Source organism: Streptomyces sp. CCM_MD2014, from assembly GCF_000772045.1.
Taxonomy (GTDB): Bacteria; Actinomycetota; Actinomycetes; order Streptomycetales; family Streptomycetaceae; genus Streptomyces; species Streptomyces salinarius.
In genome coordinates this window covers 7,667,651-7,681,622 of sequence record NZ_CP009754.1, presented here as the reverse complement: position 1 = coordinate 7,681,622, position 13,972 = coordinate 7,667,651, and the positions used below count along the sequence as shown (strand labels likewise).

The window sequence follows — 13,972 nt, the reverse complement described above, 5'->3', positions numbered from 1 at the left end:
GCACGGTGAAGAGAAAACAGAAGGGCCGGCCCGACGCCCCGAGGCGTCGAGCCGGCCCTTGCCGGTGTGCGGTCCCCGGACGGGGACGGAGGGATCAGTCCGTGCCGGACTCCATCGCGGCGCGGTCCAGCAGCTCGTCGTCGCCGGAGACCTCGCCGCGGGAGGCGATGGCCTGGGCGCCGCCCTCGGGCATGGCGCCGATCAGCCCGGTCGCGGCGGCCTGGGCGGCGCCGATGGCGGGGTTGGCGGTGCCGATGAGGCCGAGCCCGGCGTACTGCTCCAGCTTGGCGCGGGAGTCGGCGATGTCCAGGTTGCGCATGGTCAGCTGGCCGATCCGGTCCACGGGGCCGAACGCGGAGTCCTCGGTGCGCTCCATGGAGAGCTTGTCCGGGTGGTAGCTGAACGCCGGGCCGGTGGTGTCGAGGATCGAGTAGTCCTCGCCGCGCCGCAGCCGCAGCGTGACCTCGCCGGTGACCGCCGAGCCGACCCAGCGCTGCAGCGACTCCCGGATCATCAGCGACTGGGGGTCGAGCCAGCGGCCCTCGTACATCAGCCGGCCCAGGCGCCGCCCCTCGGTGTGGTACTGGGCCAGCGTGTCCTCGTTGTGAATGGCGTTGACCAGGCGCTCGTAGGCGGCGTGCAGCAGGGCCATGCCGGGGGCCTCGTAGATGCCGCGGCTCTTCGCCTCGATGATCCGGTTCTCGATCTGGTCGGACATGCCCAGGCCGTGCCGGCCGCCGATGGCGTTGGCCTCCATCACCAGGTCGACGGCGGAGGCGAACTCCTTGCCGTTGATCGTCACCGGGCGGCCCTGGTCGAAGCCGATCGTCACGTCCTCCGGCGCGATCTCGACCGACGGGTCCCAGAACCGCACGCCCATGATGGGCTCCACGGTCTCCACGCCGGTGTCGAGGTGCTCCAGCGTCTTGGCCTCGTGGGTGGCGCCCCAGATGTTGGCGTCGGTGGAGTACGCCTTCTCCGTGGAGTCCCGGTAGGGCAGGTCGTGGGCGACCAGCCACTCCGACATCTCCTTGCGGCCGCCGAGCTCCGTCACGAAGTCCGCGTCGAGCCAGGGCTTGTAGATCCGCAGCTGCGGGTTGGCGAGCAGGCCGTACCGGTAGAACCGCTCGATGTCGTTGCCCTTGAACGTGGAACCGTCGCCCCAGATCTGGACGTCGTCCTCGAGCATCGCCCGGACGAGGAGGGTGCCCGTGACGGCACGGCCCAGCGGCGTGGTGTTGAAGTAGGCACGCCCGCCCGAGCGGATGTGGAACGCGCCGCAGGTGAGCGCGGCCAGCCCCTCCTCGACCAGCGCCGCCCGGCAGTCGACCAGGCGCGCGACCTCGGCGCCGTACGTCTTGGCACGGTCGGGCACCGAGGCGATGTCGGGCTCGTCGTACTGGCCGATGTCGGCGGTGTACGTGCAGGGGACGGCGCCCTTGTCACGCATCCACGCGACCGCGACCGAGGTGTCGAGGCCGCCCGAGAAGGCGATACCGACGCGCTCGCCGGTGGGGAGGGAGGTGAGGACCTTGGACATAGGAAGAGTATGCATGATTACGCATGACCATGCAAAGCCTCGTTCCGCGTCGTCTGCGTCACCCCGCCGGCAGCGCCACGTACTGGTACTCCAGGAACTCCTCGATCCCGACCCGGCCGCCCTCCCGGCCGAGACCCGACTGCTTGACGCCGCCGAAGGGCGCGGCGGGGTTGGAGACCAGGCCGGTGTTGAGCCCGACCATGCCCACCTCCAGGCGCTCGCTGACCCGCAGGGCGCGGTCCAGGCCCTCGGTGAAGACGTAGCCGACGAGCCCCCAGGGGGTGTCGTTGGCCCGGCGGACCACCTCGTCCTCGTCGTCGAAGGTCAGGATCGCGGCGACCGGGCCGAAGATCTCCGTCGTCATCAGGCGGCTGTCCGGGGAGACGTCGGTGAGCACCGTGGGCGGGTAGAAGCAGCCGGGGCCGTCCGGCGTGGTGCCGCCGACCAGCACCCGGGCGCCGCGCTCCACCGCGTCGGCGACCAGTTCCTCGACCTTGGCCCGCCCGGCGGCGTCGATGAGCGGGCCGACGTCGACGCCGTCGCCGGTGCCGGGGCCCACCACCAGCGCGCCCATCCGACTGGCCAGCCGGTCGGCGAACTGCCCCGCCACCGAGCGGTGCACGAAGAAGCGGTTGGCGGCGGTGCACGCCTCGCCCATGTTGCGCATCTTGGCGACCATCGCGCCGTCCACGGCCGCGTCGAGGTCCGCGTCGTCGAAGACCACGAACGGCGCGTTGCCGCCCAGCTCCATCGAGGTCCGCACGACGGTGTCCGCGCACTGGGCCAGGAGCAGCCGCCCCACGGCCGTCGAACCGGTGAAGGACAGCTTGCGGATGCGCCCGCCGCGCAGGAGCGGTTCGCACACCTCCCCCGCCCGCGAGGTCGTGACGACGTTCAGCACCCCGTCGGGCAGTCCCGCCTCCTTGAGGATCGCGGCCAGGGCCAGGCTGGAGAGCGGGGTCTGCGGGGCCGGCTTGAGCACCATGGTGCAGCCGGCCGCGATCGCCGGGCCGATCTTGCGGGTGCCCATGGCGAGCGGGAAGTTCCACGGGGTGATCAGCAGACAGGGGCCGACCGGGCGCCGGGAGAGCAGCATGCGGTTGCGGCCGTCGGGCAGGACGCCGTGGCCGCCGTCGATCCGGACGGCCTCCTCGGAGAACCAGCGGAAGAACTCCGCCGCGTAGGCCACCTCGCCGCGGGCCTCGGTCAGCGGCTTGCCCATCTCGGAGGTCATCAGGCGGGCCAGCGCGTCCGTGCGCTCCAGGATGATCTCGTAGGCGCGGCGCAGGATCTCGCTGCGCGCCCTCGGTGCCGTACGGGCCCACTCCCCCTGTGCCTGGACCGCCGCCTCCTCGGCGAGCCGGGCGTCCTCGGGGCCCGCGTCGGCGACGTGGGCCAGGATCTCGCCGGTCGCGGGATCGTCCACGGGCATGACGGCTCCGTCCGCGGCGTCCACCCAGGCACCGCCGAGGAAGAGCTGCGTGGGAGTGTCGGTCATGGGGTCCCTCCTGAGCGCCGGTGCGTCGTCCCCGCGGGGCGGGTCGTGAAGCGGTGCGCGACGGCCGTCATCGTCCCGCCGCTCCCGACGTACCGGCCTCGACGGCGGCGGCCCACGCCCGCAGGCCCTCGTCGACGGCCGTCTCGTCGATCACCAGGGCCGGGATCATGCGCACCACCTGGTTCCACGCCCCGCACAGCAGCAGGAGCAGTCCCTCGTCGACGGCGGCCCGCTGCACCCGGGCCGCGGTCTTCGGGTCCGGCTCGCCGTCGGCGGTGACGAACTCGCTGGCCAGCATCAGTCCCATGCCCCGTACGTCGCCGACGGCCGGGTTCCGCGACGCCACCGCCTCCAGGCCGTGGCGCAGCCGGGCGCCCATCGTCTCGGCGTTCTCGACGAGCTTCTCGTCGCGTACGACGTCCAGGGTGGCGCAGGCCGCCGCGCACGCGACCGCGTTGGCGCCGTACGTCCCGCCCTGCGAGCCCGCCCAGGCCTTGCGCATCAGCTCCTCGGGGGCGGCGATGCCGGACAGCGGGAAGCCGCTGGCCAGTCCCTTGGCGGTGACCAGGATGTCCGGCGTGACGCCGAAGTGCTCGTGGCCCCAGAACCGGCCGGTGCGGCCCACGCCGGTCTGCACCTCGTCCAGGATCAGCAGGAAGCCGTGCCGGTCGGCGCGCTCGCGCAGGCCTTCGACGAAGGCGCGGTTCGCGGGCACGTACCCGCCCTCGCCCAGGACCGGTTCCACGATGACGGCGGCGGTGTCGGCGGGCGAGGAGATCGTCTGGAGGGTGTAGTCGAGCTCCCTGAGGGCGAAGCGGGTGGCCGTCTCCTCGTCCCAGCCGTACCGGTAGGCGGTCGGGAAGGGGGTGACGACCACGCCGCTCATCAGCGGTGAGAAGCCGGACCTGAAGCGGGTGCCGGAGGTGGTCATCGAGGCGGCGGCCACCGTACGGCCGTGGAAACCGCCGTGGCAGACCAGCACGTTGGGCCGGCCGGTGGCCTGGCGGGCCAGGCGCAGCGCGGCCTCGACCGCCTCGCTGCCGGAGTTGGTGAAGAAGAGACTGTCCAGGCTTTGGGGCAGCACCTCGCCGAGCTTGTCGACCAGGCGCCGCAGCGGCGGGTGCATGACGGTGGTGTACTGCCCGTGGACCAGGGTGGCGACCTGCTCCTGGGCGGCGGCCACGACCCGGGGGTGGCAGTGGCCGGTGCTGGTGACGCCGATGCCGGCGGTGAAGTCCAGATAGCGGCGGCCGTCCTCGCCCTCGATGTGGACCCCCTCGCCCCGGACCGCCACCACGGGGGTGGCCTGGCGAAGGTGCGGCGACAGTGCGGTCATGCTCGTCTCCCGGCCTGCTCGTCGGTCTCCTGCGGTCCCCCGAGCCTTCCCGCCCCGGCGGGCGCGGCAACGCGTGATCTGTCCGGCCGGGGCAGCGTGTCCGGACGATGTGTCAGGCATCCGGCGTAACGTGAGTACCCAGGGAGGCACCGTGAGCGAGAACCGGGAGCCTGGCCCGGCGGGCCGGTCGCCCACCGTGGCCGACGTGCTGGCGCTGCCCGTGCTGGCGGGAGGCGGGCCGCGGGTGGTCGCCGGCGAGGAGCACGTGGACCGGCCGGTCCGCTGGGTGCACATCACCGAACTGACGGACCCCGCCTCCTTCCTCAAGGGCGGCGAACTCGTCCTCACCACCGGCATGCCCCTGCCCGAGGATCCCGCCGGGGTGCGCCGCTACGTCGACGAACTCGCCGCCGTCGGCGCCGCCGCCCTGGTCATCGAGCTGGTCCGCCGCTATCACCGGCCGCCCGACGCCCTGGTCCGGGCCTGCCGTGCACGCGGCCTGCCGCTCGTCACGCTCGCCAGGGACGTCAACTTCCTGGAGGTCACCCAGGTGGTCCACACGCTGATCCTCGGCCACCAGGCGGAGGCGATGCGCAGAACCCAGGGCGTCCACGAGGCGTTCACCGCCCTCACCCTGCGCGGCGCGGACCCGGAGGAGGTGGTGCGCACCGCGGCCGGGATGAGCGGCCGCACCGTCGTGCTGGAGGACCTGGTGCACCGGGCGCTGGTCTGCGAGGCCCCGGGGTCCACGGCCGGGGCCGCGCTCACGGACTGGGAACGGCGCTCACGCACCACTCCGGTCACCGACCGCGCGGAGGTGTCGGGCTCCGAGGGCTGGCTCACGGCTCCCGTGGAGTACCAGGGCGAGCGGTGGGGCCGGGTCGTCATGCTGCCCGTGGCACCGTCCGACCGCGGCTTCGGCCCCGAGGACGTCACGGTGCTGGAGCGGACCGCGATGGCGCTCACCATCGCCCGTCTCACCCGCCCCACGCCCTGGGAACGCACCGCCCACCGCGGCGTCCTGCGCGACCTGGTCGAGCAGCGGCACCGCGACCCCGGGGACGCGCGGGCCCGGGTCGCGGCCCTCGGACTGCCCGCGGAACACACCCGCTTCGTCGCCGTCCTGGCCGACCTGCCCGCCCGGGGGGACGCCGGGGCGGCCGAGACGCGGCTGTCCGGGGAACTGACCGCGACGGGGGCGCAGGTCCTGGTCGGTCTGCTCTCCCCCACCCGGCTCGGGGTGCTGCTGGCGCTGCGCCCGTCCCGGCCGTGGCGCGAGGCCGTGGAGCGGCTGAGCCGCGCCGTCCTGGACGCGGCCCCGGGCGCGACGGTGTGCGTGGGCTCACCGGCCGGCGAACTCGCCGACGTGACCCGGTCGTTCCGCGAGGCGGCCCGGGTGGCCGAGGCCACCGCGCCCGGCCTGCCCCTTCCCTCCGGCCGCTCCTTCCACGAGCGGTCCGACATCGGTCTGCGCGGCCTGCTGTTCGCGCTGCGCGACGACCTCCGCGTCCAGGACTACGCGGAGCGGCAGTTGGGCCCGCTCCTCGACCACGACGCCCGGCACGGCACCGATCTCGTGACGACCCTGCGGAGCTATCTGGACGCGGCGGGCAACAAGACGGTCGCCGCCCGCTCGGCGGGTCTGTCCCGGGAGACCGTCTACCAGCGGCTGCGCGCCATCGAGCGGTTGCTCGGCCGCGACCTGGAGTCCGGCGAGCAGCGCACCGAACTCCATGTCGCCCTGCACGCCGTCGACGCACTGCGGGCCCGCCGGCAACCCGGAGACCGCGACCGCGGCGGCGACCGATGAGTTCTGCGCCGGCCACCGGTCGTCAGGGTGGACCGACCGCACGCCAAACCTTGAGGAACCCCGCATGCGTACCCTGATCAGCACCGCCTTCGTCTCGCTCGACGGTGTCGTGGAGGCCCCGGGCGGCGAGCCCGGCTACCGGAACTCCGGCTGGACCGTCGAGCTCGTGGACTTCCTCCCCGAGGCGTTCGAGATCAAGGGCCGGGAGCAGGAAGAGGCCTCGGCGCTGCTCCTGGGCCGGGTCAGCTACGAGGCGTTCAGCCCGGTGTGGCCGGACATGGCGGAGTTCCCCGGGTACCGGGCGATGCCGAAGTACGTCGTCTCCACCACCCTCGCCGAGGACGACCTGGTCACGAACTGGGGCGAGACGACGATCCTGCGCTCGCTCGACGAGGTCGCCGCGCTGAAGGAGACCGAGGGCGGCCCCGTCATCGTCCACGGCAGCGCCGCCCTGAACCGGAGCCTGTCGGACGCCGGCCTGATCGACCGCTACCACCTGCTGGTCTTCCCGCTGCTGCTCGGCGCGGGCAAGCGGCTGTTCAGCGACACGGACAAGGACGCGCAGAAGCTGAGGCTCGTCGAGCACGAGGTGTACGCCAACGGCATCCAGAAGAACGTCTTCGACGTCGTCCGCTGAGCCGGCGGCGAGCGGTGGTGCCACGCCCGCCGCTCGCCGCCGGTGGCAGCTCAGACGCCTTCGACGGCCTCCTGCGTGAACACCGCGTGCAGCCGCCGTGTGTGGTCGACCTGCCGCTCCGCTCCGGTGAGCGCGACCGTCGCCGTGAGCCGCGGCTCGGTGCTGGAGGCGGCGAACCGCAGCTCCAGGTCGCCCGGTTCGACGACGCGGCGGCCGTCGCGGCCGGTGAAGGAGGCGAGGTCGGCCGGCACCTCGACGCGCACCCTGCGGGCCTCGCCGGGGGCCAGCGGCACCCGTGCGTAGCCGACGAGACGCTGCACCGGCTGGACGACGGAGGCGACGGGATCGTGCAGGTAGAGCTGCACCACCTCGGTGCCGTGCCGTTCGCCGGTGTTGCGGACGGTCAGTTCCAGCGAGAACGCACCGTCGGTCGGCGCCTCCTTGGTGTGCGTCACGAGGTCGCTCCACGCGAACGTGGTGTAGGTGAGCCCGTGCCCGAAGCCGAAGGCCGGTGTCGGGTCGATGTTGGACACCTCGCTGGCCTGGGCGAGCCGCGCCCCGAGGTAGGTGGTCGGCTGGGCACCCGCGCTGCCGGGCACGCTGACGGGCAGCCTGCCGGTGGGGCTGGTGCGTCCGCTGAGCACGCCGGCGAGCGCCGCGGTGCCCTCCTCGCCGGGGAAGAAGGACTGCACGATCGCGGCCGACTCGGTCGTGGCGCGGCCGAGTGCGTAGGGCCGTCCGGCGAGCAGCACGGTGACCACCGGGGTGCCGGAGTCGAGCAGCGCGTCGAGAAGCTGCTGCTGGGCGCCGGGCAGGGTGAGGGACTCGGCGTCGCAGCCCTCGCCGCTGGTGCCGCGGCCGAACAGGCCCGCCCGGTCGCCGAGGACGGCGACGACCACGTCCGCCCCGCGGGCCGCGTCCACCGCCTCGCCGATGCCGGAGACTTCCCCGTCGTCGACGCCGGTGCCGCGGGCGACGGTGATGTCCGCGTCGGGGAACTCGGCGGTCAGGGTGTCGTACAGGGTGGGCAGGTCGATGCCGACCGGGATGTCCGGGTGCCGCACTCCGACGTGGCGCGGGAAGGAGTAGCAGCCGAGTACGGCGGTCGCCTCGGTGGCGTTGGGGCCGACCAGGGCGATGCGGCGGGGCCGGGCGAGCGGCAGGGTGCCGTCGTTGGTGAGCAGGACGACCGCCTTCTCGGCGATCTCGCGGGCCAGTTCCCGGTTTTCGGTCCGGTCGAGGTCGATGCTGCCGCGCAGTGCTTGCGGGTCCGCGAGGTCCACACCGTCGAGCGCGGGCGGGACGGGGCTCCAGTCCGGGTCGAGCAGGCCCAGCAGCGCCTTCTGGCCGAGGACGCGGCGCACCGCCCGATCGATCAGGGACTCCGGGACGCGGCCTTCGGTGACCGCCTCGACGAGCGGCGCCCCGAAGGTCTTGACGGTGGGCAGTTCGACGTCGACACCCGCCTTCAGCGCGGCGCCCGCCGCGTCGGCCCAGTCGGCGGCGATGCCGTGCAGGGTCTTGAGGAAGGCGATGCCGAAGTAGTCGGCGACGACCGTTCCCTCGAAGCCCCAGGTGTCGCGCAGCAGTCCGGTCAGCAGCGTCTCGTCGGCCGCGGCCGGTACGCCGTCGATGTCGGTGTAGGCGTGCATGACGGAGCGGGTGCCGCCCTCGCGGACCGCCATCTCGAACGGGGGCAGCAGGACGTCCGCCCGTTCGCGGGCGCCCACGGAGGCGGGGGCGAGGTTGCGGCCGGCGCGTGAGGCGGAGTAGCCGACGAAGTGCTTGAGGGTGGCGACGATCCCGGCGGACTCCAGGCCCCGCACGTAGGCGGTGCCTATGGTGCCGACGAGGTACGGGTCCTCGCCGATGGTCTCCTCCACCCGGCCCCAGCGGGCGTCGCGGACCACGTCGAGGACGGGTGCGAGGCCCTGGTGGATGCCGACGGAGCGCATGTCGCGGCCGATGGCGGCGGCCATCCGGCGCACCACGTCCGGGTCGAAGGTCGCGCCCCAGGACAGCGGCACCGGGTAGGCCGTGGCGCCCCAGGCTGCGAAGCCGGCCAGGCACTCGTCGTGCGCGACGGCGGGGATGCCGAAGCGGTTCGCCGAGGTGATGCGGGCCTGGGTGCGCATGAGGGAGAGCGCGCCGAGCGCGGGGTCGACCGGGACGGTGCCGAACGGGCGGGTGAGCTGCCCCAGCCCGGTGGGGAGAAGCTCGTCGAGGTCGACGGCCTCCTCCATGTCGTGCTGGTGCGGGGCGACTTCGCCGCCCTCGTCGGAGGCGCCCACCCACACTCCGTAGAGCTGGGCGATCTTCTCCTCGAGGGTCATCGCCGCGACGAGCGCGTCGACGCGGGTGGCCACGGGGTGGTCGGGGTTGTTCCAGAGGGGGATTTCGGGGGTGGTCTCTACGGCCACGTCGGCAGTCACTTTCCTCCGACACCCATCAGCCCCTGGACCAGGGCACGACGGGCGAACAGGTAGACGAGCAGGATGGGCACCATGGACAGCACCACGGCTCCCAGCAGACCGGGGATGTCGATGCCGTGCGCGGTCTGGAAGTTGTACAGGCCCAGGGTGACCACCTTGGTGGACTCGGACTGGGTCAGCACCAGCGGGAACAGGAATCCGTTCCACGCCTGGAGCGCGGAGAACACCACGATCGTGGAGAGTCCCCCGCGGGACAGCGGCACGACGAGCTGGAAGAACATGCGCCGCGGGCTCGCGCCGTCCATGGCCATGGCCTCGTACAGCTCCGGGGAGATGTCCCGCATCGCGCCGCTGAGGATGAGCGCGGACATCGGCAGGCAGAACGCGGCCGTGGGCAGGATGACGCCGAGCAGATTGTCGTACAGCCCGGCTTCGCTGATCAGGTAGAACATCGGCACGATCACGGCCTGGGCCGGGATGGCGAGGCCGAGCAGGAAGAGCCGGAAGATCGCCGACGTGGCCCGGCCGCGGCTGCGGACGATGGCGTAGGCGAGCGGCGGGACCAGCAGCAGCACGATGCCGATCACACAGGCGGTGACGACGAGCGTGTTGAAGAAGTACTGGCCGAAGCCCGAGTCGAAGGCGCCGGTGTAGTTGTCGAACGTGAAGCTGTCCGGGATCGAGACCGGGCCGTTCTCGGCGTAGTCCTGGCGGGTGCGCAGGGTCGCGGCCAGCATCACGTACAGCGGCAGGCCGACCAGGAGGAGCCAGACGAGCGAGCCGGCGCCGGCCAGGTAGTTGGGGCGGCGCCTCATGACACACCCTCCATGGAGCTGCGCATCTTGTCGTAGCCGGAGACCCGGACGACGATCAGCGAGATGATCGTGGCCGCGACGACCAGGGCCAGGGCGATCGCTGAGCCGATGCCGTAGTCGAAGCTCTTGAAGGCCTTGTCGTACATGTAGTAGGCGCTGATGGTGGTGTCGGTGCCGGGGCCTCCCTGGGTCAGGATGAGGACGGTCTCGAACGTGGTCAGGCCGCCGACGATCATCAGGATCATCGAGGTGATCATGGACGTGCGCAGCTGCGGCAGGGTGATGTGGAAGAACTGCCGGTAGCGGCCCGCCCCGTCGATCTCCGCCGCCTGGTACAGCACTTGCGGGACCGCGCGGGCGGCGCCCTGGTAGATCAGCGTGTGGAACGGGGTGAACTGCCAGGTGCTGACGAAGGCCAGCACGCCGATGGCGGTGGTCTGTTCACCGAAGAGGTTGCCGTCGCCGAAGAGCCAGGCCGCCTCCGCCGGGATGCCGAAGTTCGGGTCGAGCAGCGCCCGCCACAGCACGGAGACGGCCGTCGCGGAGAGCAGCAGCGGGATGAAGTAGATGACGGACAGGACGGCGCGGTTGCGCTGGTGACCGGCGGCCCAGACGCCGAGCAGGATGCTCAGCGGGGTCTGCAGGACCACGCCGAGCGCGGTCAGCAGGAGGGTCAGCCAGATGCTCTTGAGCATCACGGGGTCGTCGATGAGGCGCGACCAGTTGTCCGTGCCGACGAACTCGGGCGAGTTGATCCCGTCCCAGCTCATGAAGGACAGCACCGCCACCATGATCAGCGGGACGATCGCGAAGAGGAAGAAGAACACTGCGGCGGGCACCGCCCAGCCGAAACCGGGGCGGCCCACCGTCGTCGCGGACGAGGCGGGCGGCCGCCGCCGGGACTCCTTGCGGGGTCCGGCGGCGGGCCGAGCGCTCGTGAGGTGTGTGGTCATGAGCCGTTCGTCACTCGGTCGGGAGGGCCTGCATGGCCTTGATGAAGCCGTCCGTGTCGAGCGTTCCGTTGAAGAACTGCTGGATGGCCTTGTGCAGGTCCGAGCTGGCCTTCTGCGGGTACGCCTGGTCCCAGGACAGCTGGAAGTTCGGCGCGTCGGAGACCAGGTCGTACTGGAAGCGCGAGTACTCGGGGGTGCCCGAGCTGTCGATGAACTTGTCGGTGTTCGTCGTGGTCGGCAGGTTGCCGATGTCCAGCTGCGCCTTGACGAACTCGTCGGAGTACATGAGCTTCAGGAACTCGGCGACGGCCTCGGGGTGCTTGGTCTTCTTCATCACCGAGTAGTAGTTGTTCGTGTTGCCGGCCACGTTGGCCGGGTCGCCCTTGCCGCCCTCGACGCTCGGGAAGGCGGTGTAGCCGAGGTCCTTCTCGGCGAACTCCTTGTGGTCCGTGAGCTGCTGGGAGTAGTACCAGGAGCCCATCAGCTCGAAGCCGGCCTTGCCGGAGGCGACCAGCTGGACCGAGCCGCCGTTGGTGTACTTGACGGAGTCGTAGTTCTTGCCGAAGGCGCCGCTGTCGACGAGCTCCTTGATCATGTCCAGGGCCTTCTTGCTGTCCGGGCTCTCCCAGGCGCTCTTGTCGCCGCCGACGGCCTTCGCGAACAGCTCGGGACCGGCTATGCGGTCGTAGAGGTACTGGAACCACATCTGGGTGGGCCAGATGTCGCCGCCGCCGAGCGCGATCGGGGTGACCCCCGCGTCCTTGAGCTTGCCCACCGCGGCGAGCAGCTCGTCCCAGGTCTTCGGCGGCTGGACGCCCGCGTCCTCGAGGACCTTCTTGTTGTGGAAGAGCAGGACCGGCTGGGTGCCGCGCATCGGGATGCCGTACGGCTTGCCGTCGACGGCCGCGCTGTCGAAGACGGACGGCAGGAACTTGTCCTTCAGGTCCGGGTTCTTCTTGATGAAGTCGTCGAGCGGCAGCAGCAGGTCCGCCTTGACGAACGGCTTGATGCTGCCCCCGCCCCAGTTGAAGAAGACGTCCGGGGCCTGGGGGGTGTTGATGATCGTCTGAAGCTTCGTCTGGTAGTCGGCACCCGGGATGGTGTCGAGCACCGCCTTGACGTCGGACGTCTTGTTGAAGGTGTCGACGATCTGCTGTTCGACCTTGTTGCTGGCGTCCCCGTAGACCAGGACATGGATCTTGCCGTCGTCCGACGACGCCCCGCCGTTCCCGTCACCGCAGGCCGACAGGCTCAGCGCCAGGGCGAGCGTCGCACCGGTGGCGACCAGTCTGGGCAAGCGCGCACGTGTCTTCATCGTTCGCCTTTCGAAAGTTTCGGCACCATCACCGAAAGTCCATGCTGGTCGGACAGTAAAGTGAGACCCGATTTCCGGTCAATGGTCGTGCGGCTGCCGACTCAAAACGTTATCGATCGCATGGCCTATCCTGCGTGCATGCACGATGAAGTTGAGGTGGGCGGCAGGGTGACCCTGGCCGGGATTGCGAAAGAGGCGGGGGTCTCCCCGCCGACAGTTTCGAAGGTCCTCAACGGTCGTTCGGATGTCTCCAGCACCACGCGGGCCCGGGTGGAACGGCTGCTGGAGGCGCACGGTTACCGCCGCCGGAACGCGGGCCGGCCGCGAACGCCGCTGGTCGAGCTCGTCTTCCACGAGCTGGACAGCGTCTGGGCGATGGAGCTGGTCCGGGGCGTGGAGGACGTCGCCAAGGCCCACCGGACCGAGGTCGTGCTCACCCGCAGCGGCACCCGGCACGCGCCCGCGCCGGACTGGATCGACGGCGTGCTCAGGCGCAGGCCGCTGGGTGTCGTGCTGGTCTTCTCCACGCTCCCCGCCGAGGTCAAGCAGCGGCTGCGCGCGTGGAACATCCCCTTCGTCATCGTCGACCCGGCCGGCGATCCCGACCCGGACGTCCCGTCCGTGGGCTCCGCCAACTGGGCCGGGGGCCTGGCGGCCACCCGCCACCTCACCGACCACGGACACGAACGCGTCGCGATCATCACGGGGTTCGACGACATGCTGTGCTCGCTGGCCCGGCTCGACGGCTACCGCTCGGCGATGACGATGGCGGGCCTGCCGGTCGACCCGGCCCTGATCCGCTACGGCGACTACGACGTGCAGAGCGGCTTCGCGCACGGCATGGACCTGCTCGCGGGGCCCGACCGGCCCACGGCGATCTTCGCGGGCAGCGACCTCCAGGCGCTCGGCGTGCTGGAGGCGGCCCGCGTCAGCGGCCTGAGGGTGCCTCAGGACCTGTCGGTCGTCGGCTACGACGACGTGCCGCTGGCCCAGTGGTCCAGCCCGCCGCTGACCACCGTCCACCAGCCGCTGCGGCACATGGCCGAGGAGGCCACCCGCATGCTCTTCCGCCCGGACGGCCCCGCCCGGGCGGGCCGGCGCATCGAGCTGGCGACACATCTCGTCGTACGGCAGAGCACCGCGCCACCGGGCGGGGCCACGGCGGCGCCCGGTGACGCGGTCGCGTGAGGGAGTCCCCGGCGGAACCCCCTACCGGGCGGGACCGGCGGGCACGTCGGTCATGCGCTCGTCGTAGCCGGTGGCGGGGTCGACGACGCGGCCCGCGGCCCACCAGTTCTCCGCGGCCGTCTCGAAGGCCACCAGCAGGACGTCCTCCTCGGGCACGCCCGCGTGGCGCCGGAGGTTGTCGACGATCGCCCGGAACAGCTCCGCCTTCTGCTCCGCGCCGCGCCGGTTGAAGGACAACTGGATGAACAGGGTGCCGCGGCCGCGCGGGAGGCCGAAGACGACCGGCTGGATGACGAAGTCGTCGTCCGGCACCTCGTGGAAGACGTGGAACTGGTCGTCCTCGGGGATTTTCAGGACGTCCACCATGGACGTGTGCAGGGCTTCGGAGACGCGGCGGCGGTAATCGGGCGTGGTTCCCTGACGCAGGGAGATGGTGACAAGGGGCATG

Annotated in this window: 11 protein-coding genes; 3 read left to right on the top strand and 8 right to left on the bottom strand. The window is 71.6% G+C overall.

Annotated elements, in window-relative coordinates:
* Window positions 1-94: 94 nt before the first annotated feature.
* The 3 genes from argG to NI25_RS34300 all read right to left on the bottom strand — a co-directional run bounded on the left by argG (window position 95) and on the right by NI25_RS34300 (window position 4,374).
* Complete coding sequence (gene argG / locus NI25_RS34310; protein WP_061446191.1) at window positions 95-1,540, bottom strand: argininosuccinate synthase; 1,446 nt, start codon at window positions 1,538-1,540, stop codon at window positions 95-97.
* A gap of 58 nt (window positions 1,541-1,598) precedes the next feature.
* Window positions 1,599-3,038 (bottom strand): NAD-dependent succinate-semialdehyde dehydrogenase, encoded by a 1,440-nt coding sequence (locus NI25_RS34305; RefSeq protein ID WP_061446190.1) that lies wholly within the window; start codon window positions 3,036-3,038, stop codon window positions 1,599-1,601.
* A 67-nt stretch (window positions 3,039-3,105) separates the two neighbouring features.
* Window positions 3,106-4,374, bottom strand: a complete 1,269-nt coding sequence (locus NI25_RS34300; RefSeq protein WP_061446189.1) for an aspartate aminotransferase family protein — start codon at window positions 4,372-4,374, stop codon at window positions 3,106-3,108.
* A 151-nt stretch (window positions 4,375-4,525) separates the two neighbouring features.
* On the opposite strand from NI25_RS34300, the gene NI25_RS34295 reads away from it, so the two are divergent.
* Window positions 4,526-6,184: a PucR family transcriptional regulator gene (locus NI25_RS34295; protein WP_061446188.1), complete on the top strand. Its 1,659-nt coding sequence runs from the start codon at window positions 4,526-4,528 to the stop codon at window positions 6,182-6,184.
* Window positions 6,185-6,248: 64 nt separating this feature from the next.
* On the top strand, window positions 6,249-6,821 hold the full coding sequence (locus tag NI25_RS34290; RefSeq protein WP_061446187.1) for a dihydrofolate reductase family protein: 573 nt from the start codon (window positions 6,249-6,251) through the stop codon (window positions 6,819-6,821).
* Window positions 6,822-6,871: 50 nt separating this feature from the next.
* Here NI25_RS34290 and NI25_RS34285 read toward each other — a convergent pair whose 3' ends face one another.
* The 4 genes from NI25_RS34285 to NI25_RS34270 are packed head-to-tail and all read right to left on the bottom strand — an operon-like array spanning window position 6,872 to window position 12,336.
* Window positions 6,872-9,253: a glycoside hydrolase family 3 N-terminal domain-containing protein gene (locus tag NI25_RS34285; protein ID WP_078884797.1), complete on the bottom strand. Its 2,382-nt coding sequence runs from the start codon at window positions 9,251-9,253 to the stop codon at window positions 6,872-6,874.
* Complete coding sequence (locus NI25_RS34280; protein ID WP_061446186.1) at window positions 9,250-10,068, bottom strand: carbohydrate ABC transporter permease; 819 nt, start codon at window positions 10,066-10,068, stop codon at window positions 9,250-9,252. The genes NI25_RS34285 and NI25_RS34280 overlap by 4 nt, the downstream gene beginning before the upstream one ends.
* Complete coding sequence (locus tag NI25_RS34275) at window positions 10,065-11,021, bottom strand: carbohydrate ABC transporter permease (RefSeq protein WP_061446185.1); 957 nt, start codon at window positions 11,019-11,021, stop codon at window positions 10,065-10,067. The genes NI25_RS34280 and NI25_RS34275 overlap by 4 nt, the downstream gene beginning before the upstream one ends.
* A gap of 10 nt (window positions 11,022-11,031) precedes the next feature.
* Window positions 11,032-12,336 (bottom strand): ABC transporter substrate-binding protein, encoded by a 1,305-nt coding sequence (locus NI25_RS34270; protein WP_061446184.1) that lies wholly within the window; start codon window positions 12,334-12,336, stop codon window positions 11,032-11,034.
* Between the two features lie 138 nt (window positions 12,337-12,474).
* Between NI25_RS34270 and NI25_RS34265 the strand changes: the two genes are divergently transcribed.
* The gene (locus NI25_RS34265) at window positions 12,475-13,524 is read left to right on the top strand and encodes a LacI family DNA-binding transcriptional regulator (protein ID WP_199561067.1); all 1,050 of its coding nucleotides are present in this window, start codon (window positions 12,475-12,477) and stop codon (window positions 13,522-13,524) included.
* 21 nt (window positions 13,525-13,545) lie between these two features.
* On the opposite strand, the gene NI25_RS34260 is transcribed toward NI25_RS34265, so the two are convergent.
* Window positions 13,546-13,971: a tautomerase family protein gene (locus NI25_RS34260; RefSeq protein ID WP_061446183.1), complete on the bottom strand. Its 426-nt coding sequence runs from the start codon at window positions 13,969-13,971 to the stop codon at window positions 13,546-13,548.
* Window position 13,972 lies beyond the last annotated feature (1 nt).

What these genes read in the sequence shown, in the direction of transcription:
- argG (WP_061446191.1), bottom strand. Translation starts at nt 1,540, where the DNA reads ATGTCCAAGGTCCTCACCTCCCTCCCCACCGGCGAGCGCGTCGGTATC.
- NI25_RS34305 (WP_061446190.1), bottom strand. Translation starts at nt 3,038, where the DNA reads ATGACCGACACTCCCACGCAGCTCTTCCTCGGCGGTGCCTGGGTGGAC.
- NI25_RS34300 (WP_061446189.1), bottom strand. Translation starts at nt 4,374, where the DNA reads ATGACCGCACTGTCGCCGCACCTTCGCCAGGCCACCCCCGTGGTGGCG.
- NI25_RS34290 (WP_061446187.1), top strand. Translation starts at nt 6,249, where the DNA reads ATGCGTACCCTGATCAGCACCGCCTTCGTCTCGCTCGACGGTGTCGTG.
- NI25_RS34280 (WP_061446186.1), bottom strand. Translation starts at nt 10,068, where the DNA reads ATGAGGCGCCGCCCCAACTACCTGGCCGGCGCCGGCTCGCTCGTCTGG.
- NI25_RS34275 (WP_061446185.1), bottom strand. Translation starts at nt 11,021, where the DNA reads ATGACCACACACCTCACGAGCGCTCGGCCCGCCGCCGGACCCCGCAAG.
- NI25_RS34270 (WP_061446184.1), bottom strand. Translation starts at nt 12,336, where the DNA reads ATGAAGACACGTGCGCGCTTGCCCAGACTGGTCGCCACCGGTGCGACG.
- NI25_RS34265 (WP_199561067.1), top strand. Translation starts at nt 12,475, where the DNA reads ATGCACGATGAAGTTGAGGTGGGCGGCAGGGTGACCCTGGCCGGGATT.
- NI25_RS34260 (WP_061446183.1), bottom strand. Translation starts at nt 13,971, where the DNA reads ATGCCCCTTGTCACCATCTCCCTGCGTCAGGGAACCACGCCCGATTAC.